The sequence below is a fragment of the Caballeronia hypogeia genome, from assembly GCF_001544875.2.
GTDB lineage: Bacteria > Pseudomonadota > Gammaproteobacteria > Burkholderiales > Burkholderiaceae > Caballeronia > Caballeronia hypogeia.
Map to the genome: position 1 here is coordinate 1 of NZ_FCOA02000083.1, position 1091 is coordinate 1091.

The following is a 1091-nucleotide window of genomic DNA, read 5'->3' on the forward strand; positions in this document are numbered from 1 at the left end:
TACATATTCGGATAGTTCGGCCCGCCGCCGCCTTCCGGCGTGACCCACACGATGTTCTGCGTCGGGTCCTTGATGTCGCAGGTCTTGCAGTGCACGCAGTTCTGCGCGTTGATCTGCAGACGCTCGCTGCCTTCGTCGGACTTCACGAACTCGTACACGCCGGCCGGGCAGTAGCGGCCTTCCGGTCCCGCGTAAGTCCGCAGGTTCACGTTGACCGGCACGTTCGCGTCCTTGAGCGTGAGATGCGCGGGCTGGTTCTCTTCGTGGTTCGTGTTCGAAATGAACACCGACGAAAGACGATCGAACGTGAGCTTGCCGTCGGGCTTCGGATAGACGATCGGCTTGCACTGCGACGCCGGCTTCAGCATCTCGTGATCCCAGTGCTGGTGATGCAGCGTCCACGGCACGTTGCCGCCCATGACCTTTTGCTCCAGGCCGACCATGAAGGTGCCGAGATACAGGCCCTTGCTCATCCACTGCTTGAAGTTGCGCGCGCGATGCAGCTCGGTCTTGAGCCAGGACGTGTCGAAGGCTTCCGGGTAGGCGGTGAGCTCGTCGTTCTGACGGCCCGTCTGCACGGCTTCGAACGCGGCTTCGGCGGCCATCTTGCCGGATTTGATCGCCGCGTGGCTGCCCTTGATGCGCGATGCGTTCAGGAAGCCGGCATCGTCGCCCGCAAGCGCGCCGCCTGGGAACGCGAGCTTCGGCAGCGACATCAGGCCGCCCGCGGTGATCGCGCGCGCGCCGTAGGAAATGCGCTTGCCGCCTTCGAGGAACGGACGGATCGACGGATGCGTCTTGTAGCGCTGAAACTCCTCGAACGGCGAGAGGTACGGATTCGAATACCCGAGCCCGACGACGAAGCCCACGACCACCTGGTTGTTGTCCATGTGATAGAGGAACGAGCCGCCGTAGGTATCGGGTTCGAGCGGCCAGCCGGCCGTGTGGATGACGAGGCCGGGCTTGTGCTTGACCGGGTCGATCTCCCACAGCTCCTTGATGCCGATGCCGTACACCTGCGGATCGGAGTTCTGGTTCAGCCTGAATTTTTCGATCAGCTGACGGCCGAGATGCCCGCGCGCGCCTTCGCA

Annotated in this window: 1 protein-coding gene; it reads right to left on the reverse strand. The window is 63.2% G+C overall.

What is annotated here, in order from left to right; translation table 11 throughout:
- Positions 1 to 1091 (reverse strand): electron transfer flavoprotein-ubiquinone oxidoreductase (locus AWB79_RS37925; protein ID WP_061172597.1); only part of this gene is annotated, 1091 nt, incomplete at both ends.